This is a genomic window from Pantoea sp. AG702 (assembly GCF_003182295.1).
Lineage (GTDB): Bacteria > Pseudomonadota > Gammaproteobacteria > Enterobacterales > Enterobacteriaceae > Pantoea > Pantoea ananatis.
Map to the genome: position 1 here is coordinate 1,103,864 of NZ_QGTU01000001.1, position 22,557 is coordinate 1,126,420.

The 22,557-nt window shown below is 52.5% G+C and carries 18 protein-coding genes, 1 pseudogene and 1 other annotated feature; of the genes and pseudogenes, 8 read left to right on the forward strand and 11 right to left on the reverse strand.

Annotated features, from left to right (window positions below):
• Positions 1-3 precede the first annotated feature (3 nt).
• The gene (locus DFO57_RS05255; RefSeq protein WP_014593805.1) at positions 4-315 is read right to left on the reverse strand and encodes a LapA family protein; all 312 of its coding nucleotides are present in this window, start codon (positions 313-315) and stop codon (positions 4-6) included.
• Between the two features lie 129 nt (positions 316-444).
• Positions 445-1,209 (reverse strand): phosphatidylglycerophosphatase B, encoded by a 765-nt coding sequence (gene pgpB, locus DFO57_RS05260; protein WP_013025928.1) that lies wholly within the window; start codon positions 1,207-1,209, stop codon positions 445-447.
• 228 nt (positions 1,210-1,437) lie between these two features.
• Between pgpB and ribA the strand changes: the two genes are divergently transcribed.
• Positions 1,438-2,031, forward strand: coding sequence for a GTP cyclohydrolase II (gene ribA / locus DFO57_RS05265; RefSeq protein ID WP_015700216.1), 594 nt, complete (start codon positions 1,438-1,440; stop codon positions 2,029-2,031).
• 31 nt (positions 2,032-2,062) lie between these two features.
• On the opposite strand, the gene acnA is transcribed toward ribA, so the two are convergent.
• From acnA to topA, 5 genes are all read right to left on the reverse strand, one after another.
• The gene (gene acnA / locus DFO57_RS05270) at positions 2,063-4,744 is read right to left on the reverse strand and encodes an aconitate hydratase AcnA (RefSeq protein WP_013025930.1); all 2,682 of its coding nucleotides are present in this window, start codon (positions 4,742-4,744) and stop codon (positions 2,063-2,065) included.
• A 405-nt stretch (positions 4,745-5,149) separates the two neighbouring features.
• Entirely contained in the window at positions 5,150-5,296 is a 147-nt protein-coding gene (locus DFO57_RS05275; protein WP_227022862.1) for a hypothetical protein, read from the reverse strand.
• Positions 5,297-5,332: 36 nt separating this feature from the next.
• Positions 5,333-5,491: a YmiA family putative membrane protein gene (locus DFO57_RS05280; protein WP_013025931.1), complete on the reverse strand. Its 159-nt coding sequence runs from the start codon at positions 5,489-5,491 to the stop codon at positions 5,333-5,335.
• 495 nt (positions 5,492-5,986) lie between these two features.
• Entirely contained in the window at positions 5,987-6,961 is a 975-nt protein-coding gene (gene cysB / locus DFO57_RS05285; RefSeq protein ID WP_013025932.1) for an HTH-type transcriptional regulator CysB, read from the reverse strand.
• 190 nt (positions 6,962-7,151) lie between these two features.
• Positions 7,152-9,749, reverse strand: a complete 2,598-nt coding sequence (gene topA / locus DFO57_RS05290; protein ID WP_013025933.1) for a type I DNA topoisomerase — start codon at positions 9,747-9,749, stop codon at positions 7,152-7,154.
• Between the two features lie 368 nt (positions 9,750-10,117).
• Between topA and DFO57_RS05295 the strand changes: the two genes are divergently transcribed.
• Complete coding sequence (locus DFO57_RS05295; protein ID WP_014605738.1) at positions 10,118-10,366, forward strand: YciN family protein; 249 nt, start codon at positions 10,118-10,120, stop codon at positions 10,364-10,366.
• Between the two features lie 30 nt (positions 10,367-10,396).
• On the opposite strand, the gene sohB is transcribed toward DFO57_RS05295, so the two are convergent.
• Complete coding sequence (gene sohB, locus DFO57_RS05300; protein WP_110015154.1) at positions 10,397-11,443, reverse strand: protease SohB; 1,047 nt, start codon at positions 11,441-11,443, stop codon at positions 10,397-10,399.
• Positions 11,444-11,616: 173 nt separating this feature from the next.
• Here sohB and DFO57_RS05305 point away from each other — a divergent pair, with 173 nt between their 5' ends.
• From DFO57_RS05305 to DFO57_RS05315, 3 genes are all read left to right on the forward strand, one after another.
• Complete coding sequence (locus DFO57_RS05305) at positions 11,617-12,378, forward strand: YciK family oxidoreductase (RefSeq protein ID WP_022623214.1); 762 nt, start codon at positions 11,617-11,619, stop codon at positions 12,376-12,378.
• Positions 12,378-12,968 carry a cob(I)yrinic acid a,c-diamide adenosyltransferase gene (cobO, locus tag DFO57_RS05310; protein WP_013025937.1) on the forward strand — a complete coding sequence of 197 codons (591 nt, stop codon included), beginning with the start codon at positions 12,378-12,380 and terminating at the stop codon, positions 12,966-12,968. Before DFO57_RS05305 ends, cobO begins: the two co-directional genes overlap by 1 nt.
• 529 nt (positions 12,969-13,497) lie before the next feature.
• Complete coding sequence (locus DFO57_RS05315; RefSeq protein WP_072136816.1) at positions 13,498-14,811, forward strand: CitMHS family transporter; 1,314 nt, start codon at positions 13,498-13,500, stop codon at positions 14,809-14,811.
• Positions 14,812-14,903: 92 nt separating this feature from the next.
• On the opposite strand, the gene rluB is transcribed toward DFO57_RS05315, so the two are convergent.
• Positions 14,904-15,788: a 23S rRNA pseudouridine(2605) synthase RluB gene (gene rluB, locus DFO57_RS05320; protein ID WP_029570070.1), complete on the reverse strand. Its 885-nt coding sequence runs from the start codon at positions 15,786-15,788 to the stop codon at positions 14,904-14,906.
• 1,164 nt (positions 15,789-16,952) lie between these two features.
• Between rluB and DFO57_RS05330 the strand changes: the two genes are divergently transcribed.
• A complete protein-coding gene (locus DFO57_RS05330; RefSeq protein WP_014605735.1) occupies positions 16,953-17,594 on the forward strand; it encodes a hypothetical protein in 642 nt (213 codons plus the stop codon).
• A gap of 5 nt (positions 17,595-17,599) precedes the next feature.
• On the opposite strand, the gene DFO57_RS05335 is transcribed toward DFO57_RS05330, so the two are convergent.
• Positions 17,600-18,220, reverse strand: coding sequence for an L-threonylcarbamoyladenylate synthase (locus DFO57_RS05335; RefSeq protein ID WP_013025941.1), 621 nt, complete (start codon positions 18,218-18,220; stop codon positions 17,600-17,602).
• Positions 18,221-18,229: 9 nt separating this feature from the next.
• Entirely contained in the window at positions 18,230-19,117 is an 888-nt protein-coding gene (locus DFO57_RS05340; RefSeq protein WP_110015155.1) for a PHP domain-containing protein, read from the reverse strand.
• A 154-nt stretch (positions 19,118-19,271) separates the two neighbouring features.
• Positions 19,272-19,376, forward strand: a sequence feature (Trp leader region).
• A 23-nt stretch (positions 19,377-19,399) separates the two neighbouring features.
• Here DFO57_RS05340 and DFO57_RS05345 point away from each other — a divergent pair.
• Positions 19,400-20,962, forward strand: coding sequence for an anthranilate synthase component 1 (locus DFO57_RS05345; RefSeq protein WP_110015156.1), 1,563 nt, complete (start codon positions 19,400-19,402; stop codon positions 20,960-20,962).
• A pseudogene (trpD, locus tag DFO57_RS22850) lies at positions 20,962-22,555 on the forward strand (bifunctional anthranilate synthase glutamate amidotransferase component TrpG/anthranilate phosphoribosyltransferase TrpD). Before DFO57_RS05345 ends, trpD begins: the two are co-directional and overlap by 1 nt.
• Positions 22,556-22,557: the final 2 nt, after the last annotated feature.

Here is a 22,557-nt window from a genome sequence, read left to right on the forward strand (position 1 = left end):
GACTTATTCCTGCGCGGCCGGCGGTAGCGGTTTACCGACAGGCGCTGGCGTGCTCTGATCAATCTGTGTCTGCAGGCGCTTAACTTTACGTTGTGCATTGGCCAGAGAGACCCGAAGACGTAACCAGAAGAGTCCGCAAATAACCCATCCCAGCAAAAAACCGACGCCGAAAAGCGTCGCCAGTAACGTAGAGATACGGAATTCACCCTGCGCCAGCAGATAGTTAAAGGTGATAACCTGGTCGTTGTGCGCGCCAAGGGTCACGGAAATGATAAAAATGACCAAAACCACTAAAAAAATCAGCAAATATTTCACAGTGCATCCCGTTGTGAGGTTGTCGAATAGAATTATGCCAAAATTACGGCAAAAATACTGCTCCCGGCCGCATCAGACGAAGAGCTTTTGCTCAGTTTCAAGATAAAGATATGGTGCTGAACGGCGCAATTACAATCCTTGTTCCCGTTCGGCCACCTCCTGCTTCTCTTCCGGTGGCAGGCTGAGCGGCCCACAGAAGCGTTGAGCGAGCCAGGTTGCCACCACGACAAACACCCAGGAAATGAATGTTGCCACGGCCAGATCGCGCGGCCAGTGCATGCCCAGCAGCAGGCGACTGCCCATGACGCCTGTCGCCCAGAGTCCGACAAGCACAATCGTTTTGTAATGCCGGCGTGGCCAAAGTAAACCGATGACCAGTAAGGCCCAACTGGCGGCAAACATCGTGTGTCCCGACGGGAAGGCAAACCCTGTTTCAAAGGCCCAGTGCTTTTTCAACCAGCCCGGAATATGGGATTCATCCGCAATCAGCGCCGTAACGCGCTGGCCACGTTGCTCACGATTCAGTTGGTAAAAGGTCTTGTCGTCCAGCCCGTGGGTTTTCTCCAGCCAGACGACATAGGGCCGGGGTTCCTGCACCTGCTCTTTGATAAAGGATTTTGTGTATTGACCGGCCAGGATGGTGGCATTCATGATCACCAGGAGCAGCAGCGCCGGTTTGAGCCTGAAACGCAGGCACCACAGCACCCACGCGCTTAAAATCAGGCTGGTCAGCATTCCCCACGGCCGTGTGACCGTTTCGGTCATCCAGAACAAGACCTTAAGAAAGGTATTACTTTCGCCAGGCTGCCATTGCCAACCGGACAACCATACTGCAACCGGCATAATAAGCAGCAGCAGCATTCCCGCCAGCGTCCGTTGAAAGATTTTAATCATCCCTTTTCCTTTTTCCCGGTAAAAACCTGTTGCGAAAGCATAACTTTAGCTTAAAAAAGAATAACATAACCTTTTAAGATTAGATAATCGTGCTTTATCACAACAATCGTTTACACAGATTAACAGCCTGCCTCGCGGTTGTGGCACAATATTCCACGTTTGTCGGGCCGCATCGGCCTGTGCACTATTATGATGATAGTGCATCCTTTGAGGGTTCTGGAGAGTCACATGCAGCTTAAACGGGTGGCAGAAGCCAAACTGCCCACGCCATGGGGAGATTTCCTGATGGTAGGTTTTGAAGAACTGGCAACCGGTCATGACCATGTTGCCCTGGTCTTTGGCGATATTAACGATAATCAACCAGTCCTGGCTCGTGTTCATTCCGAGTGTCTGACTGGCGATGCGCTGTTCAGCCTGCGTTGCGACTGCGGCTTCCAACTTGAAGCGGCCCTGAATGCCATTGCTGAAGAAGGCCGCGGTGTACTGCTCTATCACCGCCAGGAAGGTCGTAACATCGGTCTGCTGAACAAGATTCGTGCCTATGCGTTGCAGGATAAAGGCTACGACACCGTTGAAGCCAATCATCAGTTGGGCTTTGCCGCTGACGAACGTGACTTCACGCTGTGTGCCGATATGTTTAAGTTACTGGGCGTAAATGAAGTTCGGCTGCTCACTAACAATCCGCGGAAAGTGGAAATTCTGGGTGAAGCCGGGATCAATATTGTTGAGCGGGTGCCGTTGGTTGTCGGGCGCAATCCTGAGAATGCGCACTATCTTGATACCAAGGCAGAAAAAATGGGTCATCTTCTGCCGAAGTCCTGAATGAAACAGCCGGGTTTCCCCGGCTGATTTATCAGTTCAGCATGTTACGAATTACGTAGTGCAGAATACCGTCGTTTCGGTAATAGGTCAGTTCATTACCGGTATCAATACGGCAACGCGTATCCAGCTTCTCCTGACTGCCATCTGCGCGCGTTAGCGTGACAGAAACAGTGCATCCGGGTTTAAGCTGCGCCAGGTTTTCCACATCTATCGCCTCATCCCCTTTCAGACCTAACGTTTTACGCGTTACGCCCTGAGGGAACTCCAGCGGCAAAATCCCCATACCAATCAGGTTGGAACGGTGAATACGTTCGAAGGATTCCGCAATTACCACGCGGACGCCTTGCAAACGCGGCCCTTTCGCCGCCCAGTCACGGCTCGATCCTGAACCGTACTCTTTACCCGCAATCACCGCCAGGGGAATGCCGTCAGCCTGATATTTCATCGCCGCGTCATAAATGGCCAACTGCTCACCGCTGGGGTAGTGTTTGGTGTAACCCCCTTCCACGCCAGGCACCATTTCATTTCGAATACGGATATTCGCAAAGGTCCCGCGCATCATCACTTCGTGGTTGCCGCGCCGTGAACCGTAGGAGTTAAAATCATTCCGCTCCACGCCGTGGGACAGCAGATAGCGACCGGCCGGACTTTCCGCTTTGATGCTACCGGCAGGCGAGATGTGGTCAGTGGTGACCGAATCGCCAAGAATCGCCAGCAGGCGCGCGCCATGAATATCCTGAACCGGCTTAGGTTCTTTTTCCATGTCGTCAAAGAAGGGCGACAGGCGAATGTAGGTTGATCCTTCATCCCAGTCGTAGGTAGCCGCTTCACTTACCTTAATGGCCTGCCACTCTGGCGTGCCGTTAAATACCTCAGCGTACTCTTTGTGATACATATCGCTGGTGACCTGCTGGACGGCGGTCGCAATCTCTTCAGGTGAAGGCCAGATGTCTTTCAGAAATACCGGCTTGCCCTGATGATCGTGACCGAGCGGGTCGGTTTGCAGGTTGATTTTCATATTACCTGCCAGCGCATAGGCGACGACCAGCGGTGGCGATGCCAGCCAGTTGGTTTTAATCAGCGGATGAATACGGCCCTCGAAGTTGCGGTTACCGGACAGGACGGCCCCTACCGTTAAATCCCCTTCTTTGATGGCCGATTCAATCTCATCCGGCAGCGGACCCGAGTTACCGATACAGGTCGTACAGCCATAGCCCACAAGGTTAAAACCCAGTTTATCGAGATGAGGTGTCAGCTGCGCGACCGCGAGATAGTCGGAGACCACTTTAGAACCCGGAGCCAGCGACGCTTTGACCCACGGCTGGCGTTTTAATCCCCGCTCAACCGCTTTTTTCGCCAGTAACCCTGCGGCCATCAGCACGCTGGGGTTAGAGGTGTTGGTACAGGAGGTAATCGCCGCAATCGCGACCGCGCCATCGGTCAGCGTGTGGCTCAGGCCGGTCTCGCTGTCGGTATAGTCGACCTGCTTATGCGGTTTCTGTGCATGGTTCACTTCCAGCTCATTGCTGGCATCGAAAGCGGCGGGCACATCCCCCAGCGAGACGCGATCCTGCGGACGTTTCGGTCCGGCCAGGCTCGACTCGACTTCATTCATATCGAGCGCAAGGCTACTGGTGAAAATCGGTTCATCGCCCGCATTACGCCACAGGCCCTGTCGCTTAGCATAGTGTTCAACCAGTGCCACCTGCTCGGCATCGCGTCCGGTTAGCGTCATATAGCTGAGTGTGACTTCATCAACCGGGAAAAATCCGCAGGTTGCGCCATATTCCGGTGCCATATTAGCAATGGTGGCACGGTCGGCCAGCGGCAGATCAGCCAGGCCATCGCCATAGAACTCGACAAACTTCCCGACAACGCCGTGCTTACGCAGCATTTGCGTGACGGTAAGTACAAGGTCGGTTGCGGTGATGCCCGCACGCAGTTTCCCGGTTAGCTTGAAACCCACGACGTCGGGGATCAGCATAGAAACCGGCTGGCCAAGCATGGCGGCCTCTGCCTCAATGCCGCCCACGCCCCAGCCGAGTACACCCAGGGCATTGATCATGGTGGTATGAGAATCGGTTCCGACTAACGTATCAGGCCAGGCGTAACGTTCACCGTTAATGTTCTGCTGCCAGATCGCTTTGCCCAGGTATTCCAGGTTCACCTGATGACAGATACCTGTGCCTGGCGGTACCACCCGAAACTGATCAAAAGCCTTTTGGCCCCAGCGCAGAAAAACGTAGCGTTCATGGTTGCGCTCCATTTCCAGCCGCACGTTTTCTTCAAATGCGTTATCGTCGCCGAAATGGTCAACCGTGACAGAGTGGTCGATAACCAGATCGACCGGCGACAGAGGATTCACTTTGGCGACGTCGCCGCCAAGACGACTCACCGCCTCACGCATGGCGGCCAAATCCACCACGGCAGGCACGCCAGTGAAGTCCTGCATTAATACACGCGCAGGGCGATAGGCAATTTCCCGATCGCCATGGGCCGTTTTCTGCCAGTCGACCAGTGCCTGGATATCCTCTTCCGTGACTGAATCACCGTCCTGCCAGCGCAGCAGGTTTTCCAGCAGAACTTTCATGGATTTAGGCAAACGATCAATGTTGCCGAGATGTTGTGATGCGCGAGGTAGACTGAAGATGTGATAGTTTTGATTATCTACCTGCAGTGTTTCCTGACTCTGCTCGCGTAGGGTTGACGACATAGCTCCTCCTTAATAATCATGGTCTTTAAACCTCAGAGACAACAAGGTTTAGCTTAAAGATAGACCACTTTTCTGTTAACGTTTTGATTACAACACCAATTGCTACAATCTGACGCAAACAAAAATGCCCCGTAAAATTACGAGGCATTATTTATTAACAGGAAACGATATATTACAAGGCTGCCCAAAGTGCTGCCATCCACACGCTAAAAGAGAAAGCATAGGCACTGAACCAGGTCATTTTTATCATATTCATAAGATCACTCCTGCGCCGAATGGGCAATAGAAAGCCGCACTACCAACCGTTTTAACGGATGACATCTTTTATGCTACGTGTGAAAGGCTTTTTTAAGCAGCCGAATGACAGAAGATGTGTCGAAAAGAAAAGAAAAGAACGATAATTAATTATTTTACTTTCGGGTCCAGAAAGGACTCGATGAAATTGCGTTGATGTTCGTTGAGATCCCAGCTTTCCGGGATAGACACTTTTTCCGCCTTTGCAACCGGCTCTTTAGCTTTGTAGCCAGAGAGGCGATGCTGACGAGTGGTCATTGTGTGCTTATGGCAGAGTGCGTTTGCCCACATGGCTTAACCCCAGATGCGCCAAATCATTAACGCTACAACAACCCAAAACAGCGCTGAGGCAGCAAATACAGTTAACCAGGCGTTGCGACGAGTGTTACCGGAGCGCTTAACCTTGGTGCTTTTAGCCGGGAAACCCGGGTCTACAGTCAGTCTCGTAGTCATAGTTTTTGATAATCACTCTCAACAAAACGATTGATAACATCGATTAAGATTTAGGACGAATCCTAAACCCGTTAAGGCCAAAAATCCAGTAATTTTTATTGCACAAAACGATTAACGCAATTTATCAAAATGGTAAAAATTACTTAAGTGATGATTAATGACTTATTCCAAATAAACGTAAACGGCAGTGACAAAAATTTGAGTTAATTTAACTTTAGATCCAGTCATTACTAAACCCGTCTTTTAATCACCCCATAATTAACGCTTCTCCATCAAGGCTTAACTGGAGTATGGGAATTATCCTGGCAGCCCGCAAAGATATCGCGTCAAAAATGTGTTGTGTTTCGCATTTAAGATACAGCAAACATTAAACATGTGATCGACGCAGCATTAACAAAAAAATAATAAAACTTATCAACCTAAGCATGGCGCTAACATTCAAACAAAAAAAAGGCTGCGCAAGGCAGCCTGAGACTAAGGGATTGGACATCTCTGTTACTTAAACGGCAGTTTGATATCTTTAAACATGGCTTCAATATCTTCGTTTGAGCGTAGCGCGACAGCCGTATCAACGACATCTCGCGTCAGATGAGGCGCAAAGCGCTGGATAAAGTCATACATGTAGCTACGCAGGAAGGTGCTGCGACGAAAGCCAATCTTGGTCGTGCTGTTGGTGAAAATTTCAGAGGCTTCGATTCTGACCAGGTCTGGATCGGCAACGGGATCGACGGCCATGCTGGCGATAACGCCAACCCCTAACCCCAGTCGGACATAGGTTTTGATAACGTCCGCATCCGTCGCGGTAAAAACGATACGCGGCGTTAATCCCGCCCGCATAAACGCGGTATCCAGCTCCGAGCGACCGGTGAAACCAAAGGTATAAGTGACCAGCGGAAAATCGGCCAGCTCCTCAATCGTTACCTGCGCTTTAGCTGCCAGAGGATGATCGGGCGTGACAACGATGGCGCGGTTCCAGTGATAGCACGGCAGCATGATCAGGTCGTCGTACAGATGCAGCGCTTCCGTAGCAATGGCAAAATCCGCATTTCCCTTGGAGACCGCCTCGGCAATCTGCGTTGGGGAGCCCTGATGCATATGCAGTGAAACACGGGGATAGCGCTCGATAAATCCTTTGATCACGCCCGGGAGGGCATAGCGAGCCTGAGTATGGGTAGTCGCCACATACAGGGAGCCCTTATCTGGCCAGGTATGTTCACCGGCGACAGACTTGATTGCGTCGACTTTAGAGAGGACTTCGCGGGCAATACGAATGATTTCTTCACCGGCCGGCGTCACCTGGGTGAGATGTTTACCGCTGCGGGCAAAAATCTGCACGCCCAGTTCGTCTTCTAACATACGCACCTGTTTGCTTATGCCAGGCTGCGAGGTATAAAGACCTTCCGCTGTCGAAGAGACATTAAGATTGTGGTTCACGACTTCTACGATATAGCGCAACTGCTGTAATTTCATATCTTTTTTTATCCTGGTCGGTTACAGAGTCGCATCCCCGGATGACGTACTGTCGCCCCGGCCGGTGGAGGAGTGCTGAGCAGCAAGAAGGGTTCGGAAATGCTATAACCACTATAGCATTTTAAGAAACAATGTAGAACGGATTGATATAAGGCGAGAAAAAAGGCCAGCGTGTGCTGGCCTCTGAGGATTACTTTTTCGCTTCCTGCCACTTGCCGTCAATGTAAAACGCTGACCAGCCCGTCGCTTTACCCTCTTTTTCAGAGGCAACGTACTGTTGTTTCGTTTTACGGCTAAAGCGCACCAACGTTTTATTGCCTTCCGGATCGGTTGCTGGCGCTTCGGCCAGGTATTTCAACTTCTCAGGCAGGCGATCGTGGAAACGTTGCAGTTCCTCCACCAGCGGTGCACGGGTTTCACGTGACTTTGGAAAGGTGTTAGCGGCCAGGAACACACCCGCCGCACCGTCGCGCAGCACAAAGTAGGCATCTGACTTTTCACACGGCAGTTCTGGCAGCGGCACCGGATCTTCTTTCGGTGGTGCCACATCGCCATTACGCAAAATTTTACGTGTATTCTTGCAGTCATCGTTGGTACAGGCCATGTACTTACCGAAACGCCCCATCTTCAGGTGCATTTCAGACCCGCACTTTTCGCACTCAACCACCGGACCGTCGTAACCTTTGATTCGGAACTCGCCCTCTTCGATTTCATAGCCATCGCATTCAGGGTTGTTACCACACACGTGCAGTTTGCGTCCGTTATCAATCAGGTAGCTGTCCATTGCCGTGCCGCACTTCTGGCAACGACGACGTGCGCGTAACGCATTGGTTTCCGCATCGTCCCCTTCCAGAATATTCAGCACTTCATTTTCTGGAATCAGGTTAATGGTTTGCTTGCAGCGCTCTTTCGGCGGCAGTGCGTAACCTGAACATCCCAGGAAAACGCCGGTACTGGCCGTGCGAATGCCCATTTTGCGGCCGCAGGTGGGGCAGTCAATGGTGGTTAACACCATCTGGTTTGGCTGCATGCCGCCTTCTTCAGGATCTTTCTCCGCTTGTTCCAGCTGCTGGCTGAAGTCTGAGAAGAAGCGATCAAGCACCGCTTTCCACTCCGCCTGGTTGTTGGCAACCTGGTCGAGGCTGCTTTCCATATGCGCGGTGAAATCGTAATTCATCAGTTCGCGGAAATTTTCTTCCAGGCGATCGGTGACGATTTCACCCATTTTCTCGGCATAAAATCGGCGATTCTCAACCCGGACATAGCCCCGGTCCTGAATGGTGGAGATAATAGCGGCATAGGTCGAAGGCCGGCCAATTCCACGTTTTTCCAGTTCGCGCACCAGCGAGGCTTCGCTGAAGCGAGCCGGTGGCTTGGTAAAGTGCTGGCTTGGCAGCAATGCCTGCAGGCTCAGTTCGTCACCCACGTTCACCGGCGGCAAGGTGCGATCTTCATCGTTCTTGCGCAGGGCGGGCATGACCTTAGTCCAGCCGTCAAAACGCAGCGTGCGCCCTTTGGCCTTCAGTTTGTAATCCCCCGCTGTTACCGTCAGCGTAGTTGAATCATACTGAGCAGGTGTCATCTGGCAGGCAACAAACTGACGCCAGATGAGCTGATACAGCTTTTGTGCATCCGCTTCCATATCTTTGAGCTGCTCAGCCACCACATCCACGTCAGAAGGACGAATCGCTTCGTGCGCTTCCTGTGAATTCTCTTTGCTGGCAAAGGTATTGGCGTTGTCTGGCAGATACTTTTTACCGAAATTCCCTTCGATATAGCCGCGCACCATGGAAACCGCGTCCTGACTAAGATTGGTCGAGTCGGTACGCATATAGGTGATATGACCCGCTTCATAAAGTCGCTGTGCCATCATCATGGTTTTTTTGACGCCAAAGCCCAGGCGGGTACTCGCGGCCTGCTGCAGCGTAGACGTAATAAATGGCGCACCGGGTTTACTGCTGGTTGGCTTATCTTCGCGATCGGTAACGGCAAAGCGGGCTTTTTCAAGCAGCGCCAGGGCGGCATGCGTCTGTTCGTGATTGACCGGACGGAAAGGTTTATCACCCGCGTGAGTCACGTCCATCGCCAGGTCATCGCCCTTCGGCGTCGTCAGGTTAGCGCTGAGTTCCCAATACTCTTCAGGAACAAACGCTTTGATCTCGCGCTCACGCTCAACCACTAACCGCACGGCAACCGACTGTACGCGGCCCGCGGATAATCCCCGCGCGACTTTTTTCCACAACAGCGGCGAAACCATGTAGCCCACAACACGGTCCATAAAGCGGCGTGCCTGTTGCGCATTAACGCGGTCAATATTCAGTTCGCCCGGCGTATCAAACGCCTGACGGATCGCATTTTTGGTGATTTCGTTAAACACCACGCGGCTAAAGCGTTTGTCGTCGCCGCCGATGACTTCCCGCAGGTGCCAGGCAATGGCTTCCCCTTCGCGGTCAAGGTCGGTTGCGAGATAAATGTGGTCAGCGTTTTCAGCCAAGGCTTTGAGTTCAGCGACCACCTTCTCTTTATTTGGCAGGATTTGGTAGTCCGCTTCCCAGCCATGATAGGGATCAACGCCCATACGGCTGACCAGCGCGGCCTTCTCGTCCTTCTTTACTTTTTTGACTTTTTTATCTGTCGAGGTTTCAGCACTTTTTTTGGCGGTTGAACCACTGGTCGGCAGATCCCGGATATGGCCCACGCTGGATTTCACCACGTAGCCACTGCCCAGGTATTTATTGATTGTTTTGGCCTTTGCCGGGGACTCAACAATAACGAGTGCTTTACCCATATTTACCTTTACCTAATGAATACGTCCTGCTCTACGGGAGAGGATTGGATGCCCAAAAACCCACGGGGTTCAATATTGCTACGCCTGTTTTTTATTTCAGGACGAGGGGCTCAATCTCTGGTCAGTGATTACAGTCCAATGCAACTTTATGATAAAAATCGCTTTTTCTGCCTGACTTAATCGCACTTCCCGGTGCAATATCCCTGGAATCTGAAACGCCCACACTGTACCTGATAAAATCTGTTACGCAACTTAATTAGCATCTGTTGTGAGTAAAGCCCCTTTTTACCCCTGCAGCCGTTTGTCGAACGATGCGATACGCAAGTAATATAGAAAGAATTGTCAGACTGTCAAAAAGGAGCCGACACATGCACAACCCGACTCAGGGTATTTCGCCCCAGGCACTACTGGAGATTGCCAATGCTCTTCTCAGGCAACATGATGATTATTTAGCCGGTGTCGCGGTGGAGGCGGTCAGTCAGCAGGGTGATGTGCTGGTCTTCCGTGGCCCGCTTTTTTTGGATGAAGAAGGGTTGCCAACGGCAAAAACCACCGCGGTCTTCAATCTCTTTAAACACCTGGCGGTTGAGCTGTCTCCCCGCTACCACCTGCAATAACAACAAACCCGGCCGAAGCCGGGTTTGTACTCATAACATCGGTTTATCACCGCGTTGCCACCACTTTAGCAGCAGGCGTTCAAATACCTGTCCTGAACTGTGGGTCAGGCGATCGATTCTTGAACGGCGACGCACGTAGTTCACGCCCAGCACGGTAAATTTATCCATGTGCTGAATAATCAGATCGTCACTGGTTGAAATACGATCGATCAGGCCTAACGTCAGGGCCTGGCGTCCGTACCAGTGCTCACCGGTGGCGACACGGTCGATGTCCAGTGACGGGCGCATTTCGTGAACGAACTGCTTAAACAACAGATGTGTTTCATTCAGATCCTGCTGGAATTTCTCACGCCCTTCCTCCGTGTTTTCACCAAACAGTGTCAGGGTGCGTTTGTACTGGCCCGCCGTGTGCAGTTCAACATCGATATCGTTGCGCTTGAGCAGGCGATTGAAGTTAGGAATTTGCGCGACAACGCCAATTGAACCTATGACCGCAAAGGGCGCCGCCACGATCTGGCTGGCAACACAGGCCATCATGTAACCGCCGCTGGCCGCGACCTTATCAACGGCAGCCGTAAGTGTTAATCCGGCGTCACGCAGGCGCTGCAACTGAGAGGCGGCGAGACCATAGCCGTGCACCATGCCACCCTGGCTTTCCAACCGCAGCAGGACTTCGTCACCGGGCTGGGCCACTGCCAGTACGGCAGAGACTTCTTCACGCAATGATTTCACTTCGCTGGCATCTATGCTGCCGTTAAAGTCGAGCACATAAAGCGTCGGCCTGGCGGTCTCCAGGCTGCCCTGCTTCACTGCGCGTTTCTCTGCTTTAGCCTTTTGTTTCTCGGCTTTCTTATGATTTTTTAACCACAGCTTTTGTGCCTGAGGTTTCATTTTCTCAAGCTGCAGATCCTCTTTCATTTTGCTGTAGTCATCACCGAGGTGGGTTAAACGGAGTTGCCCACCCTGGTGACGTTTGCGCTGTGCGGCGTTCACAACGATCATGACGATCGCTGCAATGGCAATCACCACCGTCACCGCTTTTGCTAAAAACAGTCCATAATTCAAAAGAAGTTCCATCGTGTCGCCTTATTAAACAGAGGATTACTGACAAAGGGTTAGTTTAACTGGTTTATTTTGGCTCGTCGCCTGAAATGCCAGCACCTGGCACAGAATGTACCTGTTGCTAATTGCGTCATGCCCTGAATTGAGGCATAAAGCGTGAAACCCTCACGTTGCGGGAGGCTCCCAACATGCATTACCAACCCAAAAATGATTTACTTGCGAATCGCCTGATTCTCGTGACCGGTGCCTCTGACGGCATTGGACGGGAAGCCGCGTTAACCTATGCCCGCTTTGGTGCGGAAGTCATCTTACTGGGGCGCAGCGCCGAAAAGCTGCAGCAGACAGAAGAGGCGATTAATCAGTTAAACAAATGTCCGGCACACTCGGTCGTATTTGATCTGTCTGAGGCCACGCCGGCGCATTGCCACCAGCTGGCCGGGCAACTGGCACAACGGTTTTCACACCTGGATGGCGTCTTACATAACGCCAGTATTCTGGGTGACATCACGCCGCTGGCCGAGCTTGATCCCCTGGTGTGGCAACAGGTGATGAAGATTAACGTTGATGCGACTTTCTTCCTCACCCAGGCCCTGCTGCCGCTGTTGTTAAAATCAGATAGCGGCTCGCTGGTCTTCACCACGTCTAGCGTAGGCCGCACCGGCCGGGCAGGCTGGGGAGCCTATGCGGTATCGAAATTTGCCACCGAAGGCATGATGCAGGTGCTGGCAGATGAGTATAAAAATCATGGGTTGCGGGTCAACTGTATCAATCCCGGCGGTACGCGGACTAAAATGCGTGCCAGTGCGTTTCCGCAGGAAGATGCCAGCAAACTTAAAACCCCCGCCGATATCATGCCGCTCTACCTGTATTTGATGGGCGACGACAGTCGTCGCAAAACCGGTATCAGCTTTGATGCCCAGCCTGGCAGAAAACCCGGAGCGGCCGAGTAATGACGGATGAACGCCACCAACAGCGACAGCAGCGTTTGAAAGAACACGTCGATGCCCGCATTGCCGCAGCCAGTGAAGTCAGGGGCATCCTGATGGTGTTTACCGGCAATGGCAAAGGTAAGACCACGGCGGCGTTTGGCACCGCGCTCCGCGCCTGCGGGCATGGTAAGCGTGCCGCAGCCATTCAGTTTATCAAAGGCGAGTGGCCAAACGGCGAGCGCAATCTGCTGGAACAGCATGGCGTGGAGTTTCAGGTGATGGCTACCGGCTTCACCTGGGAAACGCAGAATCGCCAGACCGATACCGATGCCTGCCTTGCCGTGTGGCAACATGCTCAGCGCATGCTGGCCGATCCCCGGCTGGACCTGGTGATACTTGATGAAATCACCTATATGGTCAGCATGGATTATCTTCCGCTTGAGGCGGTGGTAACGGCCCTGAAACAGCGACCGGTGCATCAGAGCGTTATCGTTACTGGCCGGGGCTGCCATCGCACGCTGCTGGATATGGCCGATACGGTAACGGAAATGCGCCCCGTCAGGCACGCTTTTGACGCCGGTATCCAGGCCCAACAGGGCATAGACTGGTAGCGTTAATTAACACAATGCCATAAAGGTCAGGCGTGAATCCGTCTGACCCGCCTCTTTTTTGTCTCAATCAAATTATCAATCTGTTATCACTTTGCTATAGCTGTCATCCCCATCCCTTGCTCAAATGCGAGATGACCCACCACGCGCCCTTCCCGGTGTCGCGTTAAGGTTGTCGGGGCAATTTGTGCAGGCTGCTCACGGCCTTACCCCATTCAACTGGCGATCAATGTCATTTTTTCGCTTAGGTTTTACGCGCCCTTTCCAGTTAATGATGCCTGAAATTAACCCTTTCCCGCGCCAGCATTCATTGATCACAGTCACATTGTGCCGGGCCAGCCGGGCCGGAAACCGATCGGGATCACCCTTTTATGTTAAAGAAATGATAAAAATAATTTAGCTTTAATATCATCTCTATGTGCATGGTTAATCAAAACAACAGGTTAACTATTAACACGCTAAGTAATTCCATAAATTATTACCTTGCTTACTCACAATTGAATGACTTTTTGCCAATAAGAGGGCTGTTATTTTGCTGACCATACTGGGTTTTACGATGGTTGTTTGTTTCATGTATTTAATCATGACCAAACGCATGTCAGCGCTGATAGCGCTAATTCTTATTCCCACACTGTTCGCCCTGATAGGGGGATTTTACCAGGGTCTGGGCGCCATGATGCTCGATGGTGTGAAAACGCTGGCTCCAACGGGCGTGATGCTCACCTTCTCTATCCTCTACTTCGGCCTGATGATCGATGCGGGTCTGTTTGATCCCCTGGTGCGGTTTATTTTGAAAATCGTACGTGGCGATCCGCTTAAGGTTCTCGTCGGAACGGCCGTGTTAACGTTGCTGGTCTCACTGGATGGTGACAGCTCAACGACTTACATGATCGCGATTGCCGCGTTTCTTCCTCTTTACCGCAAGCTGGGTATGAACGTGCTGGCAATGACCTGTCTGGTTAACCTTGCAAGCGGTATCATGAACCTTTCTCCCTGGGGCGGCCCGACGGCCCGTGCGGCGGCGGCATTGCGCATTGACGCGCTGGACATTTTTATTCCCATGCTGCCGGCCATTTTTATCGCCTGCGTGGCCCTTGTCGGCCTGGCGTTTCTGTTTGGCCTGCAGGAACGTAAGCGTCTGGGAGTCATGAACATCAACGATCACCATCTGGATAATATTGAGCTGGGCCTGGGCGATGCGGAAGAGTGCGCGGCGAATCGTCGACCCAAAATGTTCTGGCCAAACTTTATTCTTACCACGGTGCTGCTGGTTTTGTTGGTTATTGGCGCGATGCCTATCCAGATTCTGTTTATGCTGGCCTTCGCGATTGCGGTAATGCTGAATTACCCTACGCTGGAAGAGCAAAAGGCGCGTATTGGTTCCCATGCCAGTAATGTGCTGGCCGTAACAGCCCTGATTTTTGCCGCAGGTATTTTTACCGGCATCCTTTCCGGAACCGGCATGGTGGATGCCATGGCGAAGAGCCTCTTGGCGTTTATCCCCCACAGCTTTGGCCCCTATCTCGCGGTATTTACCGCATTAATCAGCCTGCCTTTTACCTTTTTTATGTCCAACGATGCCTTCTACTTTGGCATCCTGCCAGTCATTGCCCAAACGGCGGCCAGCTATGGGATTTCTGCTGAGGAAATTGCCCGCGCTTCGATTGTGGGTCAGCCTTTCCACCTGCTCAGCCCGCTGGTTCCATCGGTTTATCTCCTGGTCGGTCTGGCGAAAGTCGATATTGGTGACCACCAGCGTTTTGCCATTAAGTGGGGCATTTTAATCAGTCTGGTGCTAATGGCCGGGGGATTAATTACCGGCGCGTTTCCACTGTTCCACCGCTAAACCGGCTCAGATCACCTCTCCCTGACAGCAAAAAGCCGCAACGATCACGTTGCGGCTTTTTTATTAATCCGGCGCTTCAGCTCAGCCTGATATCAGGTCGCGTTGCGTTTGCTGCCCGGATTACGACGCGCAGGTCTGCCACTGGTCTGGCTGTGGCGTTTAACGGCACGGCGGATCTGGTTGGCTTTGGTGCGGCGGCGATCTTTTTCGACAGCCAGCTTGGTGACGGTCTCATCGTCCATTCCCACCATATTGCGCAGATAGTTAACAGCAGGGAGATCAAGCTCCATCCAGCCACCGCGTGGTACCCCTTTTGGCAACGTGATATCGCCATAGCGAACACGCATCAGTCGACTCACCTGAACGCCCACCGCTTCCCACAAACGACGAACCTCCCGGTTGCGTCCTTCGGTCAGGGTTACGTTATACCACTGGTTAATCCCTTCCCCCCCGGCAAAGCGCAGCGTTTTAAATGCCGCGGGGCCATCTTCAAGCTGCACACCTTTACTGAGCTGACGAATTTTGTCGTCATCAACCTGACCAAACACGCGCACCGCATATTCACGTTCAACTTCACGGCTGGGGTGCATCAGGCGGTTAGCCAGTTCACCATCCGTTGTGAACAGCATCAATCCACAGGTATTGACATCAAGGCGGCCCACGGCGATCCAGCGCGAACCGCGCAGGCGCGGCAGTCGGTCAAAGACTGTAGGACGCCCTTCCGGATCGCTGCGGGTACAAAGTTCACCTTCAGGTTTGTAATAGGCCAGAACACGGCAGACTTCTGTTGCTGATTCAGCAATCGACACCAGATGACCGTCAATACGGATCTTCAGGGCTTTGCTGTTTTCGATACGATCGCCGAGAGTGGACAGCTTGCCGTCAACGCTCACGCGCCCGGCAGCAATCATCGCTTCAATTTCACGACGCGAGCCATGACCGGCACGCGCTAAGACTTTTTGTAACTTTTCGCTCATGGAGCTACCTCATTGTCGCCTTCCCAGGCGTCGGATGGATTAGGAATTTAACCTTAAAAATCAATGGCTTATATTTTCCTGTTGGCCCCATTATACAGGATGTCCCTCTTAATGTAACCCGTATTATGGCATTGCCCTGATGCGCGCCGCAGGTAAGTAAAAATCAGCATGAAAACAGATGAAACCCACCGCTCGTCTGTTACGCATCAACGCGGCTGAAGGCAAGGAAAGCGAAGCCTGCCCCTTTATTATAATAATGAAAACGTCGTCTTTGAAGCCGGGCTCGCGCCACACCTTGTCTGCATAATTATCAGAAAGGCGCCTCCTCAGATCCTCAGCATACTGTCGTCTGGATTCACGGCTGTCCGCGCTCTTTTCTGTAACAGGTTCCCGGCAGAGATTTATTTGTCCTCAACGCAAAATGTAACGCTTTGTTACTTAATTTTATCTAATGTTTCTCAGATGAGCGACTATAAAACTTCACGCGTCATCTGTTTTTAAAAATGGCTATAAAACAGATTTGTATTTAATGATTTCTGTACTATAGATTTACCGTCAAACAATTTAAGCAGATCGCTAACGGCTTCTGCGGTGACAACAAAAGTTCCATGAGGAAGGTTATTTAGCGCACCCCATTTAATTTGAGTTAAATAAAAATCGGGCAAAATTTCACTTAACTCAAATAACCGCGTGGCCATTAAGCCTGTACAGGAATGCGCGAAATCCAACCCTTTCTCGCCGGACAGCTGCGTTTTTTACCCTGTAAAACAACAGCAATTGCATGACAAAGCTATACAAAGATAAAAAAATTGTACAATTTTAATTATTGTCCGATAATACCCTTGTGTTGACCTCATTGGGTTGGCCTGCTGCTCATGTAGTCGTTCTGTCAATAAAGCAAAAGTTAATTAAAAAAATTGGGCTAATACGAATTTTAGCCGATAACCCTTATACGACCTTTCTGGCCGTCTAATTCTGAGAACCTTACAGGCTTCGGTATCTTTATCGCAGCAGTATGAAACGACAGCTAACTGGTTGTTATTGAATATTTATAAACCGGCGCATCAGGAATATTGCGTTAATACGGCTCACGATGAGCTTTAATTTGCATGTCTTGAATCTTCACCAGGGATTTTACTGACATGCTCACCTGAAGACATCATTATGCAAAAACAGTTTTTATGCCTGGCGCTTATGACGCTGGCGCTAAGCGGTTGTTCTGTGGGTCACACTGAGTACAGCCGTACGGCAATGCAACACGTGGATATGAGTGTGACAGGCATCCCTACCATTCTCGGTTTAGGGACGCTGGGCACCAGCATTCCTCTGACGCCTGACTACAGCCTGACTGCCGCGCACGTGGCTAAATTTGCCGTGCAGCGCGTGAAGTCCTATCACCCTTATTGCGACCTTGCGATTATTTATCACAAGAATCCCCCGAATACGCTGACCCAGTTCCGCAGCACCGATATTGGTGATGCGGTGAAAATGTACGGATACAGCTATATCTCCGCCATGCCGGTGGAGTCGAAAGGGGTAAACCTGGCGCGCACAGCCATTCGTAATACCTGGAATAAAAGCCCTTGTATCGCGATGGCGTCTAACGCCGGTGTGGTTCAGGGCATGTCCGGCGGCGGTGTTTACAACAGTGATGATACGCTGGGCGGGGTTATCGTAGGTTATTCAGATGCCATTAAAAATGGCCGCAGTGGAAAAGTGATTTTAAAAGACGTGTCACTGTATATCCCTTACGGCCAGTTTAAAAACTGGTTACAGGCGACCCTTCCGGCCACCCGTAAAACCTGAGTGTATTACAGAAAAGGCGTAACATCCCCCACACCTTCACGGACGACTTCAGGTGCATCGCTGGTCAGATCGATGACGGTGGTGGGCTGCTGTCCTAGCGTGCCACCGTCAATAATTAAATCGACCAGTTTGCCAATACTGTGTTGAATATCTTCCGGATCGGATTCAGTAAAGTCATTACCCGGCAGAATTAACGAGGTGGACATCATTGGCTCGTTTAGCGCCTCAAGCAGCGCAAGCGCGACCGGATTTGAAGGTACGCGTAATCCAATCGTTTTACGCTTATCATTCATCAGACGACGCGGCACCTCTTTGGTCGCCTTGAGAATAAAGGTGTAATTACCTGGTGTGTTATTTTTAAGCAGCCGGAAGGCGCTATTACCGACCTGAGAATAGACAGACAGCTCAGATAAATCACGGCACATCAGGGTGAAGTTGTGATGACCGTCCAGCTGACGGATGCGGCAAATTCGCTCCATCGCCCCTTTCTCTTCCAGCCGACACCCCAGGGCATAACCCGAATCCGTCGGGTAGACAATAACGCCACCTTTATTCAGGTACTCTACCGCCTGATTAATGAGGCGCGGTTGCGGATTATCTGGATGAATATGAAACAGTTGACTCATAGAAACCTCTTATCCCCTTTCCGTACATTCGACTGCGGGTGCCAGCGCGGGAAAACGTTCCCACACCGGTTCAACCCCCGCGGGCAGCCACAATTTGCGGCCAAGTTCGATCCACGGGCAGGGTTGATGAAAATCAGAACCTTGCGATGCTGCCAGGCCGTTATCTCGGGCGTATTGCGCTAACGTCGTTCGCTCATCAGGTGCCTGCTGGCACTGCGCCACTTCGATAGCATCCCCCCCCGCGGCGCTAAAAAACGCGACCAGGCGCTTTAGCCATTTTGCCGATAATCCATACCGTCCCGGATGTGCCAGCACGGCACATCCACCAGAATGGTGAATAGCATCAATAGCTTGATTAATTGTACACCATAGGGGCGGGACGTAGCCGGTTTTGCCTCGTGCCAGATAATTTTTAAACACCTGGGCCATATTGTTGGCCTTTCCCACCTCGACCAGGTAGCGGGCAAAATGGCCACGCGTAATCATTCCGCCATCAGCCAAACGCATAGCCCCAGCCAGCGCATCCGGGATCTGGGCCTTTTCAAGCCGTTCAGCAATGCGATGTGCGCGTTCCAGCCGCGTCGCAGACTGACCGGCAAGGAACTGAGTCATGACCGGATGCTGAATATCAATATTGAGGCCGACGATATGAATCTCATGGTTTTCCCACAGCGTGGAAATTTCAACACCGGCTAAAACGCTAAGGGGCAGTTGCTGATCCCGTACGGCCTGCTGCGCCTCGGTCACGCCCGCAACGGTGTCGTGATCGGTAATGGCCAGCACCCCGACGCGCATGTCGACCGCGCGCTCAACCAGCGCCTGCGGCGACAGTAATCCGTCTGAAGCCCGTGTGTGACTATGAAGATCGTAAAGCGGAAAACGGGCGATATCGCTCAAAACAACTCCTGCTGGCTACTGCTCGGGTCAGCATAATAACGATTTTATCGGTCACTGAAAAAGTGTATTGACATTTTTGTCGCGAACCAGTTAACTAGTACACAAGTTCACCGCAAACGGGTATTTGATCATGAAAACTGTTATTACGCTTTTGATGGGTTGGTGGCGCAATGTTTCCCAGTACGGGCGACGTTGTCGTGCACACCTAGCGTAAACACTGTGCAGATACCTGAGCCCGCCACCGAGCGGGCTTTTTTTTGGACGATATTCAGAGAAATCATCATGCTCAATGCAAAACCTACAGTGAAGTTAATTACCGGAAGCGCGCCCTATCGGGAAGATCCTGCCGCGGTGTTTCACCAGTTATGCGGTGCGCATCCGGCCACCCTGTTACTCGAATCGGCGGACATTGACAGCAAAGAAAACTTACAAAGCCTGATGATTGTCGACAGCGCCCTGCGCATTAGCGCGTTGGGCAATCGCGTCACCTTTCAGGCGCTGTCTGACAATGGTCGGGCACTGCTGCCGCTGCTGGATGACGCGTTACCCTCTGACATTCTGAATGAACCGCGTCCTGACGGCCGTGTTCTGACCTTTCCTGCGCCTCAGGATCAGCAGGATGAAGATTCCCGCTTGCGCGCCCTGTCGGTATTTGATGCCCTGCGTCTGATCCCGCAGTTGGTGAATTCACCCAGTGAAGAGCGTGAAGCCGTGTTTGTTGGCGGGCTGTTCGCCTATGACCTGGTCGCAGGCTTCGAAGATTTACCCGAGCTCAGCAGCGAGCAACGTTGCCCCGACTACTGCTTCTATCTGGCGGAAACGCTACTGGTGCTGGATCACCAGGCGCGCAGCGCACGCCTGCAGGCCAGTCTGTTCAGCGCTTCCACCTCTGAATTTCAGCGTCTGCAGCGCCGTATTGAGCAACTGCATGGGCAGATGTTACAGCCTGCGCCGGTATTGCCGGTTCAGCCTGTCGAAACCATGACGCTGACCACCAGCCAGAGTGATGATGAGTATTGTGAGGTGGTGCGCAAAATGCAGGAAGCCATTCGCGTTGGCGAAATCTTCCAGGTTGTGCCCTCACGCCGCTTTTCGCTGCCCTGCCCATCTGCGCTGGCGGCTTACGACACGCTGAAACGCAGTAATCCAAGTCCTTATATGTTCTTTATGCAGGACCAGGACTTTTCACTGTTTGGTGCCTCGCCTGAAAGTTCGCTGAAGTACGATGCCGCTTCACGTCAGATTGAAATTTACCCCATAGCCGGTACGCGTCCACGTGGTCGTCACGCCGACGGCTCCCTGGATCGCGATCTCGACAGCCGCATTGAGCTGGAAATGCGCACGGACCACAAAGAGCTGGCAGAGCACCTGATGCTGGTCGATCTGGCGCGCAATGACTTAGCCCGTATCTGTCGCCCCGGCAGCCGCTATGTTGCCGATCTGACCAAAGTGGACCGCTACTCTTTTGTTATGCATCTGGTCTCACGCGTCGTCGGCACGCTGCGCGATGATCTTGATGTGCTGCATGCCTATCGCGCCTGCATGAACATGGGCACCCTTAGTGGTGCGCCAAAAGTCAGAGCGATGCAGTTGATTGCCGAAGCTGAGGGCACCCGTCGCGGCATCTACGGCGGCGCAGTAGGCTATTTCACCGCTAACGGTGATTTAGACACCTGCATCGTGATCCGCTCAGCCTATGTGGAAGACGGCGTGGCAACGGTGCAGGCCGGGGCCGGTGTGGTACTGGATTCGAACCCGCAGGCCGAAGCGGACGAAAGCCGTAATAAAGCCCGCGCGGTGCTGCGCGCAATTGCCACTGCTCATCACTGCAAGGAGATTTTCTGATGGCTGACATCCTGCTGCTGGACAACATCGACTCTTTTACCTACAACCTCGTCGATCAGCTGCGCACCTTCGGGCATAACGTGGTGGTTTATCGCAATACGATGCCGGCGTCGCTGTTGCTCGACCGACTGCACAGCATGAATAATCCGGTGCTGATGCTCTCTCCCGGACCTGGCGCACCGAAAGATGCGGGCTGTATGCCAGCGTTGCTGCGCGAGGTTCGCGGAAAGCTGCCGGTTATTGGTATCTGCCTTGGGCATCAGGCAATCGTGGAAACCTACGGCGGCCACGTCGGCCAGGCGGGCGAAATTCTGCATGGTAAAGCCTCTGCCATCAGTCATGACGGTGAAGCGATGTTTGCCGGGCTCAGCAATCCTCTTCCCGTTGCCCGTTATCACTCACTGGTTGGCAGTAATACACCCGACGAGTTAACGGTGAATGCCAGCTACAACGGCATGGTGATGGCGGTCCGTCACGATAAAGATCGCGTTTGCGGGTTCCAGTTTCATCCGGAATCCATTTTAACCACGCAGGGCGCACGTCTGCTTGAACAGACGCTGGCCTGGGCGCTGGCGAAGTAACAGGGAGCAAGGTATGAACACGATTCTGGAAAAACTTTACCAGTCGCACATCCTGACGCAAGACGAGAGTCATCAGTTGTTTAGCGCCATCATCACCGGTCAGCTTGAACCTACTCAGCTGGCCGCCGCGCTGATTGCTATGAAGGTGCGTGGCGAAAACCCCGAGGAGATTGCCGGGGCGGCCTGTGCCTTACTGGAAGATGCTAAACCCTTTCCTCGCCCGGATTATGCCTTTGCCGATATTGTCGGCACCGGTGGCGATGGCAGTAACAGCATTAATATTTCCACCGCCAGCGCGTTTGTTGCAGCAACCTGCGGCCTGAAGGTGGCGAAACACGGAAATCGCAGCGTATCCAGCAAATCAGGTTCTTCCGATCTGCTGGCGGCGTTCGGCATCGATCTTGATATGCCTGCGGCGCGGGCACGCAAAGCGCTGGACGATCTTAATGTCTGCTTCCTGTTTGCCCCCCAGTACCATACGGGCTTTCGTCATGCCATGCCGGTGCGCCAACAGCTGAAAACCCGCACGCTGTTTAACGTGCTGGGGCCGCTGATTAATCCTGCACGTCCACCGCTGGCCGTGATTGGGGTTTACAGCCCCGAGCTGGTGTTGCCCATCGCGCAGACGCTAAAAGTTCTGGGTTACCAGCGCGCGGCAGTGGTACACGGGGGCGGCATGGATGAGGTGGCCCTTCACGATGTCACCCATGTAGCGGAGCTGCGTGAAGGTGAGATTACCCGCTATCAGCTGGCGCCAGAGGATTTCGGCTTCGGCTTCCATCCTAAAGAGGCGCTGGCCGGCGGCACGCCCGAAGAAAACCGTGACATTCTGACACGTTTACTCCAGGGTAATGGCGAGCAGGCCCACGAGGAGGCGGTTGCCGTCAACGTGGCGATGCTGCTCAAAGTGTTTGGTAATGAAGATCTCCGTGAAAATGCACAGCGTGCGCTCAATGCCATCCGTAGCGGTCAGGCTTATGAGCGCGTGGTGGCTCTGGCAGCAAGAGGATAATC

Coding starts and splice junctions, on each gene's coding strand:
- pgpB (WP_013025928.1), bottom strand. CDS start 1,209: ATGATTAAAATCTTTCAACGGACGCTGGCGGGAATGCTGCTGCTGCTT.
- ribA (WP_015700216.1), top strand. CDS start 1,438: ATGCAGCTTAAACGGGTGGCAGAAGCCAAACTGCCCACGCCATGGGGA.
- acnA (WP_013025930.1), bottom strand. CDS start 4,744: ATGTCGTCAACCCTACGCGAGCAGAGTCAGGAAACACTGCAGGTAGAT.
- DFO57_RS05275 (WP_227022862.1), bottom strand. CDS start 5,296: ATGACCACTCGTCAGCATCGCCTCTCTGGCTACAAAGCTAAAGAGCCG.
- DFO57_RS05280 (WP_013025931.1), bottom strand. CDS start 5,491: ATGACTACGAGACTGACTGTAGACCCGGGTTTCCCGGCTAAAAGCACC.
- cysB (WP_013025932.1), bottom strand. CDS start 6,961: ATGAAATTACAGCAGTTGCGCTATATCGTAGAAGTCGTGAACCACAAT.
- topA (WP_013025933.1), bottom strand. CDS start 9,749: ATGGGTAAAGCACTCGTTATTGTTGAGTCCCCGGCAAAGGCCAAAACA.
- DFO57_RS05295 (WP_014605738.1), top strand. CDS start 10,118: ATGCACAACCCGACTCAGGGTATTTCGCCCCAGGCACTACTGGAGATT.
- sohB (WP_110015154.1), bottom strand. CDS start 11,443: ATGGAACTTCTTTTGAATTATGGACTGTTTTTAGCAAAAGCGGTGACG.
- DFO57_RS05305 (WP_022623214.1), top strand. CDS start 11,617: ATGCATTACCAACCCAAAAATGATTTACTTGCGAATCGCCTGATTCTC.
- cobO (WP_013025937.1), top strand. CDS start 12,378: ATGACGGATGAACGCCACCAACAGCGACAGCAGCGTTTGAAAGAACAC.
- rluB (WP_029570070.1), bottom strand. CDS start 15,788: ATGAGCGAAAAGTTACAAAAAGTCTTAGCGCGTGCCGGTCATGGCTCG.
- DFO57_RS05330 (WP_014605735.1), top strand. CDS start 16,953: ATGCAAAAACAGTTTTTATGCCTGGCGCTTATGACGCTGGCGCTAAGC.
- DFO57_RS05335 (WP_013025941.1), bottom strand. CDS start 18,220: ATGAGTCAACTGTTTCATATTCATCCAGATAATCCGCAACCGCGCCTC.
- DFO57_RS05345 (WP_110015156.1), top strand. CDS start 19,400: ATGCTCAATGCAAAACCTACAGTGAAGTTAATTACCGGAAGCGCGCCC.